General features: G+C 56.5%; 15 protein-coding genes and 2 pseudogenes. 14 read left to right on the plus strand and 3 right to left on the minus strand.

Annotated features, from left to right (window positions below):
- Positions 1–549 carry a cysteine hydrolase family protein gene (locus tag AB6N07_RS15065; protein ID WP_370673899.1) on the minus strand — a complete coding sequence of 183 codons (549 nt, stop codon included), beginning with the start codon at positions 547–549 and terminating at the stop codon, positions 1–3.
- 238 nt (positions 550–787) lie between these two features.
- Between AB6N07_RS15065 and AB6N07_RS15070 the strand changes: the two genes are divergently transcribed.
- The gene (locus AB6N07_RS15070) at positions 788–1,216 is read left to right on the plus strand and encodes an NUDIX hydrolase (protein WP_370673900.1); all 429 of its coding nucleotides are present in this window, start codon (positions 788–790) and stop codon (positions 1,214–1,216) included.
- A 137-nt stretch (positions 1,217–1,353) separates the two neighbouring features.
- Here the strand turns inward: AB6N07_RS15070 and AB6N07_RS15075 are convergent.
- Positions 1,354–1,551, minus strand: a pseudogene (locus AB6N07_RS15075) (IS110 family transposase); the annotation flags it as partial.
- Positions 1,552–1,670: 119 nt separating this feature from the next.
- On the opposite strand from AB6N07_RS15075, the gene AB6N07_RS15080 reads away from it, so the two are divergent.
- Positions 1,671–2,507, plus strand: a complete 837-nt coding sequence (locus AB6N07_RS15080) for a class I SAM-dependent methyltransferase (protein WP_370673901.1) — start codon at positions 1,671–1,673, stop codon at positions 2,505–2,507.
- A 161-nt stretch (positions 2,508–2,668) separates the two neighbouring features.
- Here AB6N07_RS15080 and AB6N07_RS15085 read toward each other — a convergent pair whose 3' ends face one another.
- Positions 2,669–5,140: a hypothetical protein gene (locus AB6N07_RS15085; protein WP_370673902.1), complete on the minus strand. Its 2,472-nt coding sequence runs from the start codon at positions 5,138–5,140 to the stop codon at positions 2,669–2,671.
- Positions 5,141–5,739: 599 nt separating this feature from the next.
- Between AB6N07_RS15085 and AB6N07_RS15090 the strand changes: the two genes are divergently transcribed.
- From AB6N07_RS15090 to AB6N07_RS15145, 12 genes and pseudogenes are all read left to right on the plus strand, one after another.
- Positions 5,740–6,396 carry a sigma-70 family RNA polymerase sigma factor gene (locus tag AB6N07_RS15090; RefSeq protein ID WP_370673903.1) on the plus strand — a complete coding sequence of 219 codons (657 nt, stop codon included), beginning with the start codon at positions 5,740–5,742 and terminating at the stop codon, positions 6,394–6,396.
- A gap of 145 nt (positions 6,397–6,541) precedes the next feature.
- Positions 6,542–7,366 carry a flagellin gene (locus tag AB6N07_RS15095; protein ID WP_370673904.1) on the plus strand — a complete coding sequence of 275 codons (825 nt, stop codon included), beginning with the start codon at positions 6,542–6,544 and terminating at the stop codon, positions 7,364–7,366.
- Between the two features lie 79 nt (positions 7,367–7,445).
- The gene (locus AB6N07_RS15100) at positions 7,446–7,970 is read left to right on the plus strand and encodes a flagellar cap protein FliD N-terminal domain-containing protein (protein ID WP_370673905.1); all 525 of its coding nucleotides are present in this window, start codon (positions 7,446–7,448) and stop codon (positions 7,968–7,970) included.
- Between the two features lie 8 nt (positions 7,971–7,978).
- A complete protein-coding gene (fliD, locus tag AB6N07_RS15105; protein WP_370673906.1) occupies positions 7,979–9,157 on the plus strand; it encodes a flagellar filament capping protein FliD in 1,179 nt (392 codons plus the stop codon).
- 22 nt (positions 9,158–9,179) lie between these two features.
- A complete protein-coding gene (fliS, locus tag AB6N07_RS15110) occupies positions 9,180–9,779 on the plus strand; it encodes a flagellar export chaperone FliS (protein WP_370673907.1) in 600 nt (199 codons plus the stop codon).
- A 170-nt stretch (positions 9,780–9,949) separates the two neighbouring features.
- Positions 9,950–10,192: a hypothetical protein gene (locus AB6N07_RS15115; protein ID WP_370673908.1), complete on the plus strand. Its 243-nt coding sequence runs from the start codon at positions 9,950–9,952 to the stop codon at positions 10,190–10,192.
- 345 nt (positions 10,193–10,537) lie between these two features.
- Positions 10,538–10,690: pseudogene (locus AB6N07_RS15120) on the plus strand (flagellar hook capping FlgD N-terminal domain-containing protein); the annotation flags it as partial.
- A gap of 131 nt (positions 10,691–10,821) precedes the next feature.
- The gene (gene flgE / locus AB6N07_RS15125; RefSeq protein WP_370673909.1) at positions 10,822–12,096 is read left to right on the plus strand and encodes a flagellar hook protein FlgE; all 1,275 of its coding nucleotides are present in this window, start codon (positions 10,822–10,824) and stop codon (positions 12,094–12,096) included.
- 1 nt (position 12,097) lies between these two features.
- On the plus strand, positions 12,098–12,430 hold the full coding sequence (locus AB6N07_RS15130; protein WP_370673910.1) for a hypothetical protein: 333 nt from the start codon (positions 12,098–12,100) through the stop codon (positions 12,428–12,430).
- Positions 12,408–12,863, plus strand: coding sequence for a hypothetical protein (locus AB6N07_RS15135; protein WP_370673911.1), 456 nt, complete (start codon positions 12,408–12,410; stop codon positions 12,861–12,863). Before AB6N07_RS15130 ends, AB6N07_RS15135 begins: the two co-directional genes overlap by 23 nt.
- A gap of 35 nt (positions 12,864–12,898) precedes the next feature.
- Positions 12,899–14,605 (plus strand): flagellar hook-associated protein FlgK, encoded by a 1,707-nt coding sequence (gene flgK / locus AB6N07_RS15140; protein WP_370673912.1) that lies wholly within the window; start codon positions 12,899–12,901, stop codon positions 14,603–14,605.
- A gap of 33 nt (positions 14,606–14,638) precedes the next feature.
- Positions 14,639–15,529, plus strand: coding sequence for a flagellin (locus tag AB6N07_RS15145; protein WP_370673913.1), 891 nt, complete (start codon positions 14,639–14,641; stop codon positions 15,527–15,529).
- The last annotated feature ends 163 nt before the right edge of the window (positions 15,530–15,692 follow it).

The following is a 15,692-nucleotide window of genomic DNA, read 5'->3' on the forward strand; positions in this document are numbered from 1 at the left end:
CTATTTGAGAAGGGCGATCAACGCGTCCGTGGTGCCAGTCTCGGCGATTCTCGGGAACAACAGCTCGACACTCCGCCGATGCGCCTCGGGATTGGCATCGGTCATGGCGTCGACCGGCAGGGCAACATTGTAGCCGAGTTCGTGGGCGAAGCGAGCGGTCGACTCGACACCCATGCTGGTCGCAATGCCGCTGATCACCACACCGGTCACGCCGAGATCGCGAAGGCGAGCATCGAGGCCGGTACCTGTGAAGGCGCTCCAGGTCTTCTTGCTGATGCGGATATCGTCGGGCGAATGACCCAGTTCTGGAAGAAGCTCGGCCCAATCAGCCGGCCGGTTACCGGCTGGCTTCGTGTCGGTGCGGCCCGGTGCGCCGCCAATGACATTGACCAGCACAACCGGCTGCTTATGGGCGCGGAAGGTCTCGATCAGCCTGACGGCATTGGCGATCGCCGGACGTGCCAGCTCCTGTGGGGGCAAGGCGGCAATGCCCTTCTGCAGGTCGATCACGATAAGGGCCGTGTGGGCATCTCTAGTCGTAAATGGCATGGTGGGAGCCTCTTTCGCGGGTGAGCTTAGCCGAAAATATAATGTATTGGTAATTGCGGCAGGTCGATGACGGATTTTCGACAAGGGGGGCGTGAATTTCTTGGGACCAAATGCTTAGTTGTGGGGCGATTGCCTATCGCGTCTCTCTACGGACTGGAAACTTTTCGCTGGTAAACTAGTTAAGTCTAGAGAATCGGGCTAATGCCCACCTTCGATCGATATTCAGCACTGGAGCATTATGGGCAAGGCAGTCGCCGACGGAAAGATTCAGCATCAGGTCGCGGCCCTTCCGTTCCGCCGGACGGCGGATGGAGACGTGTCGGTACTGCTCGTGTCCTCGCGCGAAACCCATCGTCCATTGATCCCCAAGGGCTGGCGCATGAAGGGTAAGACCGACCGCAAGGCAGCGGCCATCGAGGCGATGGAAGAGGCCGGTGTGCTCGGCACGCCGTCCAGGACGCCGATTGGCCACTACCGGTATTGGAAGCGGCTCCCGGACTGCTTCGCCCTGGTCGATGTTGACGTCTATAGCCTCGAAGTCACGGAAAATCTCTCCGACTGGCCTGAGCGGACTCAGCGGCAGCGGCAGTGGATGAGCTGTGAAGATGCTGCCGTGGTTGTGGACGAGCCGGGGCTTGCCCACATACTACAGTCGTTCCGCGCCTGAGCGTTGTTTTACGGTGCCAGATTTTGGTGCCTAGCAAGCTTACGAAACGGCCCCTCCCGTTTAGAGCCTTCTCTGATTGGGGGGCTTGAAGTCAAGCTGCACCTTCTGAGTTCGTCTCGGCCCGACGCCAGAAGTCATGAGCACCATAGCTGGCAGCGTCGGTTCTTCACATGCACCTGCCGGAACCAACCTGTCCGCATGATCTGCACCAGTGCGCGGGCACCGTAGCGATCGGTCTTGTTCGGCATGGTCTTCATGGCGGCGTTCGCCTGTCGCGTCTCGATGCGGATCGTCGGCAGCTCGACCGCAGCCAGCTCGTCGTGAAGCCAAGCCGTCTTCGCGTAGCGGCGTCCATTCCATCGCAGATCCGGGGCAACCGTATCCCTTTGGGAAGGCGAAGAACGGTACGACTTTCGTCGCCTGAATCGACAGCTACAAGCGTATAATCCAAATAATGGAATTCCGCGAAGGGCTGACACGCTTGCAAGATCTTCTCATTCATTCGATGGCCGAATTCGGCGACCTGATCCTGTCATCATTGTCGATCGCCAAAGTCGAGGCGGTCGTCGAAATTGGTGCTGAATACGGCGGCATGTCGACGCTGCTCGCCAAGTTTGTGAATAGGGTAGAGGGAAGCTTGGTCTGTATAGATCCATGCCCAAAGCCTGAATTTTTAAGTTGGGTAGAGGCAGAGCCGAGAGTGAGGCACGATGCCCGCCCCAGCCTTGAAGCGCTTTTTGACATCAAGGCCGCCGATGCTTGGTTGATCGACGGAGATCACAATTGGTACACGGTCTATAACGAGCTTAAAGCAATCAACGGCATTTGCCGCGACCAAAAGCAGCCGCTGTTGATCTTTCTCCATGATGTCGGTTGGCCGTGTGCAAGACGCGATCAATATTATGAGCCATCGCGGATTCCACAGGAGTACCGCAATGTGTTCTCCTTCGATGCCGGTGCGATTCCCGGCAGATCCAGCCTCGTTCCGAATTCCGGATTTCGGGGAATGGGCGCCTTCGCCTATGCGGTTGAAGAAGGAGGACCGAGAAATGGCGTCTTGACGGCGGTAGACGATTTTCTACGCGAAATGCTCGCCAATGGCCAAGAGATGGCCTTTGTCGAAATTCCGGCCGTATTCGGTCTAGGCGTCCTATTTGCAATGGATGCCCCCTGGAGCGAGCAACTTGCAAATGTACTGTTTCCGTTTCACCAGAACTCGCTTCTAGCTCGCCTGGAGGAAAACCGGCTGCTCAACTATCTCAAGGTGATTGAGGCTCAGGATCGCTCTTGAGTCAGACGCAGGACGGTTGCCCATGAACCGCGCCGGGTTCGTCGGAGGCTCGGCGCTTGGTGTCAGGCGGCGAAGTTCGCGGACCCTAGACCTTTCATAAAAATAGGCGGTTGGGAGATCTCGCCAAATCGCTTCTTGTCATCACGACAGAGGATCTGTTTTTAGAGGGATGGCAGCGTCAGAGCAGAACGATCCGGGTTGTCTTCGGTAAGTGACATCGGGCGCCCTACGCCAAGCGGGCTCAGTAGTACGGAGATGATTGCGTATTGGGCCTCGAGCGGTGGAAGCGTGACAATGAGTTTACCGTCGGGCTCGGCGACGAACAGATCGTCCTCGAACCTGATACCGACGGCATGCAGACGCTCGGCGGCGACGCGCTCAACCTCTGCATTCATGTGACCGAGCAGTAGTTTGTCGTGCTGCTGGATCGTGATTCCGCGCAACAACCCGCGCGAAGCGATCTGCCCGAGGGGGATGGCCACCGCTTCAATACCCTGCTGGCGAGACAGCGGAATATGCAGGCGCAGATCGTTGTTTCCGGTCCGTCGGCATGTAATTTTCACAAGGTGCGCCGCTGTCTTGTCCACCAGAGTCACGTCGGTCCGGCCGCAGGGAATGTCATCGTGAATCTCGCGGGGCAGGAGTCCGCACCCCCTAAGGATGTAGGAAAATCCATCGATGGGGGAGATTGCGGTGAAGCTACCAGCCGGCCACATTGGCGGAGCTGGCATGCCGGCGGCTTCCGAAAAAGTCCAAGCGACCATCCAGTCGGCTGCCTTGGTGGAGTCTGCGAGTGGTACAACCATTTTGGTGCCGAGGTTGACGTCGTGGCGGGCCTCACCCAGCAGCAAGAGTTCGTCATCGGTTGGCATCAGGAGCAGGCGGGCCAGAAGAGTAGCGGCCCAGGCGGCTCTCAAATTTGCGTCGGCGAATGGGTCGAGCCCAGCCGAAGCGAATTCACCAAGCTGCTCGGCGAAGTGGATCGCGCCGGCTTGCGCTTGACGGCTGAGTTCGATTTGCGCGGCGTCACGGACGTCGGGTTCGCGCACTGGTTTGCCGTTTTGGTAACTGCGCACGCTGCCGTCGGAGGCCGCGCAGAGCTGTTCCAGGACCGCGATATTGGACAGCAGGGTCAACTTGGTCTGGGGCGACACGGTGAGATCATCGATGAAACCTTGGATCGTATCGCCGTTGTCGGCTTCGAGGCTGTCATCCTTGGTCAGAAGATAAAGTCCATGCAGTCGCATCGGAAGGCCCGCCGCCTTCATGGCGCGCCGTAGTCCCTTCTGCACCGAGCCGCTGTAACCCAAGTCGACCAACACCAGATCAGTGCACACCCCGAAATCTGGAATGGCCTCTCGCATGTGTTCGAACAAGCCGGTGCGCATCGAACGGGCCAGCTTCCTGACCGTCTCCTTGCCGAGCAATGCCGGCAGCTTGCTGCAAAGCGCCTCGCCATCGGCGATGCCGCCGGGTTGGCGGGCAAAGAAGGAGCGAAGATCCGGACTGTCGGCGCCGATCATCTCGACAACACCCGCGTGATCGATCTTTTCGATTCCGGGAAGCAATGGCTTGAACCCGGTGGCATCGTCGGCGGCGGCGAGCGCGGCGGCGCGCCTGTTGATCTCGGCATAACCGACCTGCTGCCTATTGCTTGCCGTCCAGATGCAATGGGGCAGGAAGCCGTCGCGGGCCAGAAAGGCGACCGCCACCTTTCGGCCGTCGGTAGACAGCTTCTCGATCTCTTCGGACACGAAGCGATCGAAGGCGGCCATTACCGGACCGAGAACGGTGGCACCAAGGGCAAAGGCGTCGGCCTCAGTCGCCAGACGGTTTGCGACGCAACGGCGCAGCGATCTGAGGCCGCCATCGATCCGCTGACCGTGGGCGACAGAGGGAGAAATAAGGGCGAAGGTCGATGCTTCTCGCTGCAGCAGGCCGGTAAAATAGATTGATGCCTGACGATGGTGATGGGCTTCGATTCCAAGACGTTTGGGAGCCTCGACATCGGCGGCGGGGTTGTCGCCAACATGCAGCGTGCGACGGCCTTTCAGCTTCTCGCCGACGACGACTTTGCGGAAGAGGCTTTCGCTCTTCGATGAGCCGTGGTCGCAAGAGGCATAAAGGAAATCCCAAGTGATACCCGGTGCGGCGGCTGTGAGCAGTCGACCAAGTCGCTTGCTATTCCAATAGGTGTCGGACACGAAGCCAGTCCGCATTCCAGCGTCTCGCGCCGACCGATAAAAGGAGAGGATGTCGGGGTTGATAACGCAGAGAACGAGCTCTGCCTGGAATTCAGCTTCGCCTAAATCCTCGGGGGATAGTTCATCAAGTCCGAACAGATGGCGAGGAAACTGGGCATAGATCTTTTCGATGGCCACTTCGCCGCTGCCGGTCACTTTGAAAGCAGCCTTTCGCGCTTTGGCTTCGGCGAGGCTCCGATGCTGGGTGAAGCTTTCTACCAACCCAGGGCGGGTCGTGTCACAGCCGGCCAGTCGACATGCCACTTCGAAGACCCCGGACGGCGTCGTGCATCGGCGCAGCAGCATCGTGTCGAAAACGTCGAAGCTGACACATTCTAGCGGTGTGGGATCGGTGGTTGTTTGGGCCATCCGGTTGGGTTCGATGAACATGTCGGCTCCTTGCCAGTCTCCGAAGTAAAACGGACGAGGCTCTGCATTCAGGCGCGGTTTCGAAGAGCAGGCCGAGAATTCTTCGCCCCGTCAATGCCGGGCTTAGCGATCTTTTGCAAAATGTTTCCAATAGATACATTCTGTCGCAGACAGATTTTTTACGACCCGATATCCGCAAAGAATGAAGCCTGGGAAACCGGCATTTTCTTCGCATAAGCCATCGGCATTTTTTTCCATATGTTTCTGCTATTTGCAATTTTCCCTTAAATATATGTTTCTGTTGTGAAAACAGAAAAATAGCATGCCATTTGCAACACTAGGGGATGAACGCTGGGACAAAACTTGCCCAGGGAGCTTTGTGGGGCTGAAATTATGGAAGAAGGCTGGAATTCCGCGGGTTTTGCCGGTTACGGCTCCGGATTGGCGGTAGGCAGGTTTTGCCGACAGGTAAAACTTGCCCTGCCGACCACGGTATTATTTGCCTATACTTTAATTATTCTTCTGTTTGGCGATTTTTTGCGCCTGGTTTGTCGAGTTGCTTCGTTTCAGTGTTGTAGGGGACGCTCTGGTCGGATGACGACGGCGTATTGAGGTGTGTGATGATGGTTGCTGCAGCGAGCTCTTTCCGTGTTGATGCATCTGTCCCCCTCGGTTCGTCCGTGGACGGCGAAGGAATAGCTGTTGGGCGTGCGAGGGACGAGGACGATAAGCTCCTCGAGCTGATTGCCAATGATGACCGAGACGCTTTCGCTCGGCTCGTAGAACGGCATGCCGATCGGGGCTTTGCCTTGGCACTCCGTATTCTGAAGAATGTCGCCGATGCCGATGATGCGGTGCAGGATAGCTTCTTGAAGCTCTGGACCCACCGCAAGCGCATGGAGATCGGGCGGGCCAAGTTTTCGACCTGGCTCTATCGCGTCATCACCAATCGCTGCATCGACCTCCGGCGTAAGCCTGTGATGGATGACCTCGAAACGGCGCCCGAAGTGGCTGACGGCGCCGAGGACGCGCCCACGCAGATGCATCGCGCGTCGATGAACAGCCTGCTGGAGTCAGCCTTGGCAAAATTGCCCGACCAGCAGCGCATCGCCGTGATCCTCAGCTATCACGAGTCTATGTCGAACGCCGAAATCGCCGAGGTTATGGAGACCACTGTGATGGCTGTGGAGTCGCTGCTAAAGCGCGGAAGACAGCATTTGCGCCGGCATTTGTCGCAGGCGGAAGATGATATCCGTCAGTCATTTACTCGCGATTAACCAAAAAAATATGGGGCGGCGAACTATTTTCGCCGGGTCGGTTCGTGCTCGTCCGTTGAAGGGATGAAGCGAGGGGCGATGACGCCTCAAGCTAACGTCTTCCCGGCAGACGGGTGACGTTGTTCATCGATTGGGAGAGCTTGAAATGCCCGTTATCGCGACCAACACCGCCGCCAACTCCGCCGTTCGCTACCTCAACAAGAATGCCGACTCGCAGTCCTCGTCGCTGTCCAAGCTGGCGTCGGGTTCTCGCATCAGCCAGGCGTCGGACGACGCCGCCGGTCTTGCCATCTCGACCCGCCTGTCGTCAGACGTTGCGACGCTCAACCAGGCCTCCACCAACTCCACGAACGCCATTGCGGTGCTGCAGACGGCCGATGGTGGCGCGTCCAACATTTCCGACATCCTGCAGCGTATGAAGGTTCTGGCCACCGAGTCGGCCTCCGGTACCGTGACTGATACCGAGCGCAGCTATATCGACGAAGAATTCTCGTCGCTGACCAGCCAGATCGATACGATCGCCAGCGGTACCCGCTTCAACTCGCAGAGCCTGCTGACCAGCAACAATATGTTCTCCTCCGGCGTCAGCGTGATGGTTGGCTCGTCGAGCACCGACACAATCAATATCAAGCTGACTGGCCTCGATGCCACGACTCTTGGCGTCAAAACGCTTGATGTCACGAGCCAGAGCAACGCCAACACCGCTCTGACGGCACTCGACAGCGCCATCGATACCGTATCGAACGCGCGTGCCAGTATCGGTGCTCAGGAAAGCCAGTTCCAGTTCAGCTCAGACTCGATCTCCACGCAGGTTGAAAACCTTGAATCGGCCAAATCATCCATCTCCGATGTCGACGTCGCATCTGAAGAGGCGAAGCTCGCCTCGTCGCAGGTGATGGTGCAGGCAGCCGTGGCAGCGGCGTCGTCAGCTAACAGCCTGACGCAGAACCTGCTGAAGCTAATGCAGTAATTGCTCGGTTGGTCTGGCGGGGAGCTAAAATTAGCTCCCCGTCGACGTTACTGACAATGTGTGCCCCGGGAGCAAGGACATGACGTCGACCTCCAGTACTACCTCCACCTCTTCGACGTCGTCCAGTTCTTCCTCCTCTTCCTCGACCAACTACGGTAGCTCAGACGTCAATAACGTCGATTGGGATGGCCTTATCGAAGAACTCTATCAAGCCAAGCTTGCTACCGCGGATAGCTATTCCTCAAAAATCACCACTAACGAAACCAAGATCTCCGCTTATAACGACGCATCGGATCTGCTCGAAACCCTCCAGACTTCATCGGAGGCGCTCAGGGCCGGTGCCGATTCCTCCTCAAGCGATTCTGATGTTTTTGCTGAACGCAAAGCCTATTTGACCGGTGTGGGAGGAGCCACCGCGAGCAATGTTCTTACCGTTTCGGTCGAGTCCGGTAGTGACACCGGTACCCATTCCATCACGGTTAGTCAGCTTGCTACGGAGCAGAAGGTAGCGAGCGGCACTTATGCTTCTTCAAAGTCGGAACTGTCGTTATCGGGGAGCTTTAAAATTGGAACCGCGGGGGGAGTAGCGTTTCAGTCGACGTGACATCGGACATGTCACTGTCGGATATTGCAAGCGCTATCAACAATCAGAGCTCCACCAGCGGCGTCAAAGCGACTGTGCTGAAAGTGTCGGATTCCTCATCCGAGCTTATTCTAACGACGGCGGATACCGGCCAGACCATCTCTGTGAGCGATACCGACGGTATTCTCAAAAACATGGGTGTTATTGACGATAAGGGCGCTTTTGCCGATGAGTTGCAAGCCTCCCAGCAGGCGAAGTTTACCATCGATGATGTTAGCATTACGCGGTCATCCAATGAAATCGATGATGTAATCGACGGTATGACCTTCTATCTCACCGGTACGACTGGTCAGGGCGAGTCTGTTACGGTCGAGGTAGACCAGAATCTGTCTGATATCAAAAGCGCGGTAAGTTCCTTCGTCGATGCTTACAACGCCTATCGAAAATGGGCTTTAACCCAGCAAGAAACCTCATCAAGCGGTGGCGCTTCCAGCGACTCGGCTTTGTTCGGCGATAGCACCATTCGGGCTATCAACCAACAGGTTGCTTCGGCGCTGACTTTCTCGCTCAATGATGTATCCATGTCGTCGATCGGGCTCAGTCTCGACGAAAATAATGAACTTGTGTTGGACGAGGATACGCTTAACAACGTCTTGAACAGCGATCCGAGTACCATCCAAAAACTATTTTCATATACTTACGAAAGCTCGTCGAGTGATCTTGGTATCCTCTATCGTGGATCGAACGCTCCGTCGAGCTTCAAACTCGACGTTACCGTGGATTCCAGTGGCAATCTTACCGGGGCCACCGTCGATGGCCAAAGTGGGCTGTTTACGGTCACGAGTACCGGCCATGGCCTCAAGGGCGTCGCGGGAACTGCCTACGAAGGCTACACCTTCGTTTATAACGGCAGTACCAGCCAGTCTATCACTGTCACACAGGCGTCAGGCATAGCTGAGCAATTGTATAATATCACTGATGCGGCCATCAATGACAGTGATGGTTCGATCACAACGGTTGTCACGAGCCTTCAAGACAAAGATGATGATTACCAAGATCAGATTGATACGATTACAGATCGAGCGGATACCTATAAGCAAAATCTGAAGACACGCTACGCCAAAATTCAGGCCAAGATTAGCACGGCTCAGTCGACGCTCGACTATCTCTCGGCTTTGCTCGATTCCCAGAACAGCAGCAGTTCCTAAGAAATAGAGGAGGGATCCGCTTATGAATTCCCACTTGGGCTACGCGGCTGCCGCCTATCGCCAGGCGGCCGCGTCCGTGCATCCGACCGTCGCCGTCGTCAAGTTGTACGACGCCACGTTGTTGGCCATCCTGCAGGCGATCCGGGCCCGCGAACAGAAGCAAATCGAGGAGTGCTTCAACAAGGTGATGCGAGCGGCCACCATCCTACGTGGGCTCGATCAGGCGCTTGATTACGATAAGGGTGGGGCAGTGGCAGAGCAACTGCACCGCGTCTATCGAAGTTACACCATCTCGCTTCATGTGAGCTTCGGTAAGCCGGACGTGGTGAAACGCTATCGCAAGCTTTACGATAGCCTGATTGGCCTTCGGAACGCTTGGGCAAAAATTGCCGGAATGGACGATCACCAGGAATCATCTGAGGAGCCCCACGACGGGCCGGCGGTCCGCGTGCCGCCGCCGGTTGCCCCTCTGGTGACATCCCCCGCCGTCGGCTTTGATAGCACCATGTTTCTGGGCCTTATGTCGGAGCAATCGGTAACCAAAGCGCCGGCGCCGACGCGGGGTACGACGCCTGTCCGCAGAGTCCGGGGCCCGATGCGTCAACAACCAGCTACCAGCTGAAGCCCTTCTCCTTTCTGTTCTGCCGTCCTCGCCCCGCGGGCTTGCCGCCTTCGGGGCGTTTTGTCGTCTCAACCTGTGCACGCCATATTGTTATCTTTTTTATCTGTTGCTTGTATTTGCAGGCTGACGGATACTTTGAGTTACAAAATTGGTAGAGCGGATTGCCCAGAATGGACGAAGCGCAGTTTCAGGATCTCGTCGATCGCCAAGGCGAGGACTTGGCGCGTTGGCCGGAAGCGCTTCGTACAGAGGCGGAGCGGCTACTCTGCGTCTCGGAACCGGCCCGGCGTATTCTTGACCATGCGATGACGCTGAGGGTTGCTTTTGCCTCGGCTCGCCCGATACGCGCCCCTCGCGATTTGGCTGCACGCATCTTGGCGCTCACGACCGATAAGGACAGCGCCTCCTCGTAACCAATTTTGATCCTCGCAGTTGCAAAATGCAAAAGCCGCCGTTTCGGCGGCTTTTCTCGTTGATGGGCGTTTCGACGGGGCAGGGTTCAGATGGGCGGCGCTCGCCCCGTTCCTTCGTCGTGATGAAGCTCTCCATCTCGAGCGCTGGTCCCTTTGTATTTCTAGATATTAACGAGCGTTAACAAATAGAAACCGGCGTTTTCGTTAAGTTTTTGCGCCTGATTTTCCTCGCTCACCCGTTTCAATATCGAAGCCAAAAAAGACGGCAGTCAAAATTCATTCAGTCTAGCTCTTGGAGACAAGGGCTGGGGGCGCGTGAGGTTTATCATGAGCACAACGTCCTCCGTGGGGTCTTCGACGAGTACCGGGTCGACCAGTACATCGTCTTCTTCCTCCTCTTCATCTTCTTCGTCGATCGACACATCGCAGTTCCTTACGCTGCTTGTTCAGGAAATCCAGAATCAAAACCCGCTGGATCCGACTGACACCACCGATTTCATGAATCAGATGATGTCCTACGCGAGCTACTCGCAGCTTAGCGACATGAACTCGACGCTGCTGTCGCTTCAGGAGTCGGTCGATACGATCACCTCCTCCCTTTCCACTACGTCTGCCTGAGGGGTGCCGCCATGTCTCTGACGGGTGCGATGAATTCAGCCGTATCGGCCATGCAGGCCCAATCGTCGGCTCTATCGATCATCTCCAACAATCTCGCCAACGTCTCGACCACAGGTTACAAGGCGAGCACGACGAGCTTCTCGTCGCTGCTGACCTCCAGCTCGACGACGAGCTCAAGTGGTGGCGTGAAGGCGAGCAAGTCGCAGAACATTCTAGATGCCGGAACACTCGTCTCATCATCGGTCAGTACCAACATGGGTATTGAGGGGGATGGCTTTTTTGCCGTGCAGAGCGACAATAGTAGCCAAGTATACTACACTAGAAATGGCTCTTTTACTGTAGAAGACAGTACTGGGTATCTTACAAATAATGGTTACTCGTTGCTGGGTTGGCCAACAGATTCCAGCGGCAATGTTGTCGGAGGTACCACCGACGCCAATCTGGAAAAAATTGATACCGATAAGTTGTCAGGCTATGCTGTGGCGACCTCAAGTGTGGATCTTAAGGGTATTCTGCCGGCAGATGCGTCGACGTCTACGCAATATACTAGCACAATCTCGCTTTATGATAGTCTCGGCACCGAGTACAGTGTGGACGTAACCTGGCAAAAGAGCTCAACTCCAGCGAATACCTGGACGATGTCGGCTGGCTCTTTGAAGGATAGCGATGGCAAAGCTGTTACGCCGGCTCCGACAGTATCGTGCTCGGCGACCATCACATTCAACTCGGACGGTACGCTAGCATCGACCTCGCCGGCCTCGGCGACCACGCTTACTGTTACCGGCCTTACCGACGGTGCTAAAGATATAAGTGCCACTCTCAATTATGGAACGATTGGTAGTTCCGACGGTTTGAGGCAGGGTACGACTTCGACGGGTAGCGATAGTACCGCGGTTGACGTCAAATGCACTAGCGACGGTTGCGCATATGGAACGCTCACGGGCGTTTCGATCGACGAGGATGGTACAGTCTACGGAGATTATAGTAACAACGAGTCGATCGCCATTTATAAAATACCTCTGGCTACGTTCTCCAATGCTAACGGCCTGACCGAAATGAACAGTTCGGTCTATTCGACGTCCGGCACGACATCCGGCGCCACCTATCACTACGCCAATTCTGACGGCGTCGGTAAGATTCACGCTTCCGAGCTTGAGGAGTCGACGTCCGATACTAACACAGAATTCTCGAGCATGATCGCCGCTCAGCAGGCGTACTCGTCGGCCTCGCAGATCATCTCCACCGCTAAGGACATGTTCGATACTCTTCTGCAAGCGGTGCGCTGAGATGAAGAAGAAAACGGACAGGGACGAGATCGAGGACGCTATCGAACTCCTGACCAGACGGCTCGAACGCATCCGTCGCGACATAGACCGGCGAGAAGAGGGGGACGATCCCCGTATTATCGGTCTGATGAAGGGCGAAGTATCCGAAGTAATAGCGGATCTCGAGCGGTATCGCGCCGAGACGGCGGCAGCAATTGCCAGCGCCAATACCGGCTACGCGGTGAGCAGAGCCTATCTCACGGTCGGTAAGTTGGGCGCATCGGCTGAATCCGCCGAAATCCTCTCTTTTGATAAGAATAGGAATGAAAATCATGCGCGCCGAAACAACCATTGAGCGCCGGCCATCAGATAATCCGAAGATCGTCGAACTCGACGCGCTCATCGAAGAATTGATCGCCGTCATCGACGATGAGAATGCCCTGCTGGCTAGCGGTATGCCCGCTTCGCTCGCCGCAACGACCGGCCGAAAGAGTAATCTAGCCTCCAGTATTGAAGCCTCGCTCAAGGCGATCGGGGCGGCGGGGCCGGTTACCGACGCCGAACGTTCCTATCTCGACCAGCGGGTCGGGTTTGTCCAGCGCTTGGCCCAGGAGAACCTGTCGCGGCTCGCTGGCGCCATTGGGGCATCACGGCGGCGCATCGCGGCGGTGGTTGCCGCCGTTCGCGAAGACGGGGCGTCGACCGCGCCGGTTTATGGGCGGACAGGGTCTCGCATGTCGGGTGGTTCCACAGCCCACACATCCCTTCTCCCCGACCGCCTCGCTTGAGGCTCATTCGGTAGCGCTTCACGAGGAGGCGGCTCATGTCTATATCAGTCGCCAGTTCTATCGCGTTGTCGGCGTTGAGGTCGGCGCAAGTTGGCATCAACGTCACCTCGTCCAATATCGCGAACGCGGACGTCGACGGGTATACCGTCAAAACGGCCAATCAGGTGTCGACGGTGTCTGGCTCGAAGGGAGCAGGCACGGCGATTTCATCGATTACCGGCGGTGTGGATAAGTATGTGTTCGCGTCATTGGTTTCGGCCAACGCGGACCTTGGGTCTGCTTCGATTACGGCGTCCTACACCGATCAGCTCCAGTCGCTCATGGGATCGACCACTGGCAGTGATGACGGCGGTACGTCGATTACCACACAGATGGCGTCGCTCGAGACGGCGGTAACCGAGCTGGCTTCTTCGCCAGACGATAACTCGACGCAGAGCAGCCTGATTTCCGCCGCCGACACGCTCGCCAGCCAGCTCAGGGACATTTCGTCATCGATATCGACGCTCGCAAGCAACGCTGATCAACAGATTTCCGACGACGTCGATACCGTCAATGCAAATCTTCAGAAGATTGCCGATTACAACACCCAGATAACCGCGGGCAAACAAAAAGGGGAGTCGACCGCCGATCTTGAGGATAAGCGCAACTCCGCGGTCGAGGCGATTTCCAGCCTGCTGGATATTTCCACGAGTACAACGTCGTCCGGCGTTCTCTACGTCACAACCACTGGCGGCACGACGCTTGTCTCCAGCCACGCTCATGAGCTTTCAGTCGACGCCAACGGGTCGATTTTGGTTGATGGCAACAAAGATATTACAAGTTCGATCACCAACGGTGAGATCGGCGGGCTGCTGACATTACGTGACGAGACGTTGCCGGACGCGCAGTCGGAACTGGACACGCTGGCAAGCAAGCTGATCTCGACTGTCAATGCGGCTGTTGCCGATGGATCGTCGGTGCCGGCACCCGACAGCCTCACTGGAACGACGGATGTTTCTGGTGTCTCCAGTTTCTCCTCGTCTGGGACTGTTCGGGTCGCCCTCGTGGACTCGGATGGCAAGCTGACCTCGTATAAGGACCTCGACCTCTCCAGCTATAGTTCGGTTGATGATCTCGTATCCGCGCTTGATGCGGTTGATGGCATCAGTGCTTCGGTCGATTCGAATGGCAAGCTCACCATCAGTTCCGACACAGATGGTTCCGGCGTGTCGATCGGCGCCAAGGACAGCTCGATCAATGGTCAGAGCTTCTCGAGTTTCTTTGGACTGAATTCCGTTTTTACCGGCAGTTCCGCGTCCAATATCCAGGTTTCCTCAGGTCTCCTCAAGGACAGCGGAACACTCGCCGTCGGGACGCTGTCAACCGACGTGACGACGACTGGAAAGACCGTTTTGACCAGCGGATCCACAACGGTAGCCGATGCGCTAAATTCGGCATTGACGACCTCTTACAGCTATAGCGCGGTCGGCAGTATCGGTTCGATGAGCGGGACACTCACCGATTATGCCTCTCGCGTGGTGTCCGCTTTCGCGAGCCGCGCGTCGACGGCCGAGGATTCTGAGACGACTGCCAATACGTTGCAGTCTTCGCTATCAAGCACCATTGCCTCGCAATCGGGCGTCAACGTCGATGAGGAGACATCCAAACTCGAGGATTATCAGACGCTCTATTCGGCGGCGGCCCAGGTGATCCAAGCCGCCAAGGACATGTTCGATACGCTGCTTGCAGCGGTGAAATCGTAGCCGCGCCAATCGTAAAGAGTCGGAGGATCAGGCATGGCCATGCGTGTCGCCACTTTTGCATCGTCACAAAGCCTGCTCCAGGCGGCAATGAGGATTCAAGTCAAGGAAGCGGAAGCCACGACGCAGCAGGCGTCCGGCCAAGTTTCGGATGATTACGGTGGGCTTGGCTCTAAAGCCGGAAGTGTTGTGTCGTTGCAGGCGTCGGTGACGCGCTCCAAAGCTTATAAAGAGGCAGCCAACACAGCCAGCAACCGTGTCGAGACGATGTACAATTCCGTCGGATCGATCCTCGACGACCTCAGCAGTTTGAAGGCGACACTTGCCTCGTCCACGGCCAGCTCCGACACATTGCAGACGTCTGCGAAGTCTGCGCTCGAAAGCGTCGTCTCGTTGATGAACACAAAGCTGGATGGTCGCTATCTCTTTTCCGGCAGCGCTGTCGACACCGAACCCGTGGACATCGACAGCATCGAGGGGTCGACCGCAACTTCGCAAGACGAGCTGGACTACTATCAAGGCGACGATCAAACGGCGTCGGTGCGGGTTTCATCGAGTCGCGTCATCTCCTATGGTGTGACGGCGAACGACGATAGCTTCAAACAGGCGCTGTGGGCCATATCCACCATCGCCAACGGTTCGACGGACAGTGACTCGGTGACGAAAGCTATCGACCTGCTGGCCAAATCCATTGATGGTTTGTCGACGGTTCAGACCAAGTTGTCGCTCGATTCGTCGGACTTGAAGGACGCCGTCAGTTCGCAAGAGGATTACCAGACCGATGCGGCGGACGTGATCTCCAATCTCAGCGAGGTGGACATCACCACGGTGGCAGCCAATATGTCCAACTACGAGGCACAGTTGGAGGCTGCATACGCAGCCATTGGCAAGATTTCCAAACTGTCGTTATCGAGCTATTTGTCCTGATCGCTTTACCGGTCGTTCATGCCCTTATGTCGCAACCGGAGATTTTTTGTCATAGTTTTTTGAGCTGCCTTGTCTTTGCCTCAAAATCGTTTCATGCAGAGGGTGGCAATTGCGCCATCCTATGCTGGCCAAGCTGATCGGCCAGCTCTTTGCAGGCAGAGCA

Source organism: Pleomorphomonas sp. PLEO (assembly GCF_041320595.1).
Classification (GTDB): Bacteria; Pseudomonadota; Alphaproteobacteria; order Rhizobiales; family Pleomorphomonadaceae; genus Pleomorphomonas.